3 protein-coding genes are annotated in these 2,211 nt (G+C 46.8%); all 3 read right to left on the reverse strand.

The window, feature by feature from the left end:
* Positions 1-141: 141 nt before the first annotated feature.
* Genes BG32_RS11660 through rnc form a run of 3 tightly spaced genes read right to left on the reverse strand, consistent with a single transcriptional unit; the run spans position 142 to position 2,179 of the window.
* Positions 142-675 (reverse strand): DUF501 domain-containing protein, encoded by a 534-nt coding sequence (locus tag BG32_RS11660; RefSeq protein WP_006486735.1) that lies wholly within the window; start codon positions 673-675, stop codon positions 142-144.
* Positions 645-1,457 carry a 50S ribosomal protein L11 methyltransferase gene (locus BG32_RS11665; RefSeq protein ID WP_006486736.1) on the reverse strand — a complete coding sequence of 271 codons (813 nt, stop codon included), beginning with the start codon at positions 1,455-1,457 and terminating at the stop codon, positions 645-647. The genes BG32_RS11660 and BG32_RS11665 overlap by 31 nt, the downstream gene beginning before the upstream one ends.
* Positions 1,454-2,179 carry a ribonuclease III gene (gene rnc / locus BG32_RS11670; RefSeq protein WP_006486738.1) on the reverse strand — a complete coding sequence of 242 codons (726 nt, stop codon included), beginning with the start codon at positions 2,177-2,179 and terminating at the stop codon, positions 1,454-1,456. Before rnc ends, BG32_RS11665 begins: the two co-directional genes overlap by 4 nt.
* Positions 2,180-2,211: the final 32 nt, after the last annotated feature.

The raw sequence follows: 2,211 nt of genomic DNA on the forward strand, positions 1-2,211 counted from the left end.
CCAGGTTGATTCTCTGAAGTATGAGAGGACTCTCCTTTTCAGTTTTTTGGCCTTGCAACGTAGACGACGTCATCTTTCTCGTTCTTGAATATGTAGACTCCCGGTTCCTCCGGAAGCTGACTGGCTTTGTTGAGTATCGCTTCATTCATTCTCTCTCAGCAACTCTCTGCAGATTATTTTAGTTGAAGAACACTGTTTCTTCTCTAGAAGATTCCAGACTTCTCTTCCCACGGGGTTATCGATCCCACCAAGGTAGTTCGCAAGGTGAAGGTGAAGACACTTCACTTTCTTCAGATTTCTGATTCCCCCGATACCTCTATCAAGAAGGAGTCTTCGGCTTTCCCCCGACACAGAGGCTTCACAGAGTATCTTCTCTTTAAGCAGTGTTGTCTCACGATGTGCACCGAGAAAAGCGGTCGCGAAGGATTTGTCCTGCTCAATCCTCTTCTCGAGATGAGAGATCATTCCTTTACTCTCAAGCCTGGAAACCTCTCCTTTCAAGAAAGGGCAGGTAAGCCAGAACAGGGTTGGAAAAGGCCTGCCATCAGAGATAAGCGAGGACTCGATTACTTGAGGAAAGCCCCAATTGCAAAGCCTGGCAACTGTAAAATCATTCTTCACAGCTCTTCCGAGTTGAAGCGAAACTATTTTCTTTTCAATGTTATTGCTTTCCAATCTCCATCTTCCCTGACGTTCTCAATCGAAAACTCCTCTTCTGCGAGGCTCTCTATTTCCCGATACTTGTCTTTATAGATCCCCGAAAGGATTACCATCCCATCCTCAGTAAGAAACTTTGGAAGATCCAAAACAAATTTCATCAACAATTCAGCGATCATATTTGAGACTATGAGATCAAAACGCTCTCCCGGCTTCACTGCAGAAAGAAAATCCGACAGTCTTGCTTCTATCGAGACCTCGTTGATTCGCGCGGTTTCGATTGTCTTTTCGATAGAGTGCTCGTCTATATCGAGGGCAACTACAGCTGCAGCACCTTTCCTGGCAGCAATCACTGAGAGAATACCGGTTCCACAGCCAACATCGAGCACTTTTAAACCCTCTCTCACGGTTTCATTGAGAATAGCGGCGGCAAGTCTCGTAGATTCATGTAACCCGGTACCAAAGGCCATTCCCGGAATGATTCCGATTTTTCCTGAACCGACCATCTTTTCTTCTTCCAGGGGAATGACCTCGAACCCGTCGCACAAGTTGAACGGGACTAAGGTCTCCTTCCACTTTTGAAACCAATCTCTCTCCTCGCTGAAGCCGAGATCTGAAAACTCTATCTCGCGAAGAAAAGCCGGGACTTCCTCTCCTTCTTCAAGAAGAACGTGCAATGAGATTCCAGAACCTTCGATTTCCTCGAAGTATAGATTTGTGAAGCCTTCGTTCCAGCTCATCCCCTCGATCGAATCACTTTCCTCGGGCGTTACAAAAGCAATCAAGTGTCTGTATCTCATTTCTTCGCCCCCGACTTTTTCAGAATCTCAAGGGCGTGCTTTGCTGCCAGTTGTTCGGCAGCCTTTTTCGTGCGCCCCTCTCCTTCGCCCATTAAACTCCCATCAAGAAAGACACCGACTTTGAACCATTTCTCCTGCGGCGGACCTTCGTCGAGGAGAGTCTCATACAAAGGCCTTGAACCAAAGCGAGCCTGGGTCAACTCTTGAAGAGAGGTTTTGTAATCAAGAATCAGCTCTCCTTCTACGGCTCTCTCGATGTAATCCGAAAGTTTCGATTGAACGAACTCCACCGAAACCCCGAGACCTCCAGTCAGGAAGATTGCAGCAAGGACCGCTTCAAAGGCGTCTGCCAGAATAGAGTCTCGTTCTGCCCCTCCGGTTTGCCTTTCCCCCTTTCCCAGAAATATGAAGTCGCCGATTCTCATGGTCTTCGCAACGCTGGAGAGAACCTTCTCACTTCCTACCATTGCCCTTATTTTCGACATCTCTCCTTCAGTCAGATAATACTCATTGTAGAGAGTCTTGGCAAGGGAGAGTTCGAGAACGGCGTCTCCGAGAAACTCCATTCTTTCATTCGATTCAAGGGTTCTCTCCCCATTCTGGGCTAACTCATTTGTGAATGAGGAATGACAGAGAGCCCTAAAAACGAGCTCTCTGTCTGCTTCAATTCCATTGATTCTGCAAAACTTTTCTATCAGCTTTTCTTCTTCAGCGCTTAGCATTATTTAATGATACCCCTGATCCTTTCGACTAT

Origin of the sequence: Mesotoga sp. HF07.pep.5.2.highcov (assembly GCF_003666285.1) — a bacterium.
GTDB classification, from domain to species: domain Bacteria; phylum Thermotogota; class Thermotogae; order Petrotogales; family Kosmotogaceae; genus Mesotoga; species Mesotoga prima.